The 1,758-nt window shown below is 72.6% G+C and carries 2 protein-coding genes and 1 pseudogene; 1 reads left to right on the top strand and 2 read right to left on the bottom strand.

Going from position 1 to position 1,758, the window contains the following annotated elements:
- The coding region (locus tag IJH84_RS18835; protein WP_295146852.1) for a hypothetical protein at window positions 1-940 on the top strand (940 nt) is incomplete at its 5' end.
- 77 nt (window positions 941-1,017) lie between these two features.
- Here IJH84_RS18835 and IJH84_RS18830 read toward each other — a convergent pair.
- Together IJH84_RS18830 and IJH84_RS18825 are read right to left on the bottom strand one after the other, a co-directional pair.
- Window positions 1,018-1,479 (bottom strand): ferritin-like domain-containing protein, encoded by a 462-nt coding sequence (locus IJH84_RS18830; protein WP_295146846.1) that lies wholly within the window; start codon window positions 1,477-1,479, stop codon window positions 1,018-1,020.
- Window positions 1,476-1,758: pseudogene (locus IJH84_RS18825) on the bottom strand (hypothetical protein); the annotation flags it as partial. The gene IJH84_RS18830 and the pseudogene IJH84_RS18825, both read right to left, overlap by 4 nt.

The following is a 1,758-nucleotide window of genomic DNA, read 5'->3' as shown; positions in this document are numbered from 1 at the left end:
GCAGCCGACCCAGGCGTACTCGGCGCATCCGTACCAGCAGCCCTATGCGGCGCAGGGTTATTGGCCGCAGTCGAATCCCGGTGGTGCCTACGCCGGGGCGAACCAGTACCCCGCCCAGCACCCCGGAGCGGCCCAGCATCCCGGAACCGCCCAGCACCCCGGAACCGCCCAGCATCCCGGAACCGCTCAGCACCCGGGAATGGCCCAGCAACCGGGGCCGCAGTACCCGGGAACGGCCCAGCAAGCCGCTCCGGCCCAGCAGGCCGCCCCTGTCCAGCGCGCCCACCCCTCAACCAGCAGGCAGGCCCCGGCCGAGCCGAACCCGGCGAGCGGGAACGGTGGCACCAAGATCACCCCGTCCGGCTGGTTGCTGCGCGGGCTCGTGCTGTTCGGCGTCTCGCTGCTGTCCGGACTGGTGTGGCTGTTGGTCAAACCCTCCGACCCGGCCGATGACCAGGCGCAGGGACCGCAGCCGCCGCAGGGCAAGTTCCAGTTCCACCCCGAACTGCGGGAGGAGGGCTTCCGCGGCTGCGCGAACGTCTCCACCGAGCAGATCAAGGCATATTTCCAGCAGCACCAGTGCGAGCACCTCACCAGGGCGCTGTACTCCACCACGCTGCCCGGCGGGCAGCGGGCACTGACGTCCGTGGTGACCGTCCGGATGCCCGACGCCGCTTCCGCCGCGCAGCTGAATTCGCTGGTGTCGACCGACAGCACCGGCAACGTGATGGACCTCGTCTCCGCCGGGCGGGACCTGCCCGACGACTTCCCGAAGCTCAGCCAGGACGTCGGCTACTACTCCGAGCAGCAGGACCGCCTCGTCGTGGTCGGTGAGTCCGGCTACTTCGGCAAACCGGCCACTTTCGAGGACGCCCGGCTCTCCGAGGTCACCCGGGACGCGCTGCGGCTCGGCTGGCCGCAGGACAGCACCGGGAGCTGACCCCGCGGGGCAACGGGAGCTCGCCCGCCGAGTCGCCCGGAGATCAAGGCCGCCCGGAGATCAAGGCCGCTCCGGGATCAAGGCTGCCCGGGGAACGCCTTCGCCGCCGGTTCCTCGCCGATGGTGATCCGCCAGCGGGTCGCCCGGCTCGCCGCGGTGGTCAGCGCGTCCAGCGCCAGCTGCCGCACCGCGGGGTCGCCGCTGTCCGGTTCGGTGCGTTCCAGCACCGCTCGCCAGCCGACCGCGCATTCCTGCTCGGCCAGGGTCAGCACCCGGATCGCCGAGTTCTCGTCGGTGACCTGCTGCGGCAGCTCGTAGGCGGGCGCGGCCACCGCCGGTGTCGAGCCCGCGGCCCGGATCAGCCGCTCCGCGTCGTCCCGGTGCCGCTCGTGCAGCTCGGTGGCCTGCTGCTCCGCCGAGCTGACCGCGGACTGCTCGGCGAACGCCGTCGCCAACCCGTAGGTCCACACCGCGGCGTGCTCCGCCTGCAACGCGGTGCGCAGCGCCTGGGCCGCTTGTTCGGGCAGCTCGCTGCTCATGCCAGCACCTCCGTCAGGCCCGCGCAGCCTGCCGAGACCGAGCCGGTCAGCCCGGCGCGGTAGCCGGGCAACCGCGGGCACGCCTTCGCGGCCTCCTGCTGCCCGACGGCCAGCGATCGCCGCAACGCCTCCTTGGCCGCAGCGGACGAACCGGGTACCTGCGGTGCGGAAGCGCCCCGCTGCTTCGGGTGGTCCGGGTCCGGCGGGTCGAGCCGGTCGATCTCCTTCTCCAGGGCCCGCGCGTGCTGCCTCCACAGCCATTCCCGAGAAAACCCCATC

This window comes from Saccharopolyspora sp. (genome assembly GCF_017434145.1).
GTDB classification, from domain to species: domain Bacteria; phylum Actinomycetota; class Actinomycetes; order Mycobacteriales; family Pseudonocardiaceae; genus Saccharopolyspora_C; species Saccharopolyspora_C galaxeae.
This window is presented reverse-complemented; position numbering and strand designations above follow the sequence as displayed.

What these genes read in the sequence shown, in the direction of transcription:
- IJH84_RS18830 (WP_295146846.1), bottom strand. Translation starts at nt 1,479, where the DNA reads ATGAGCAGCGAGCTGCCCGAACAAGCGGCCCAGGCGCTGCGCACCGCG.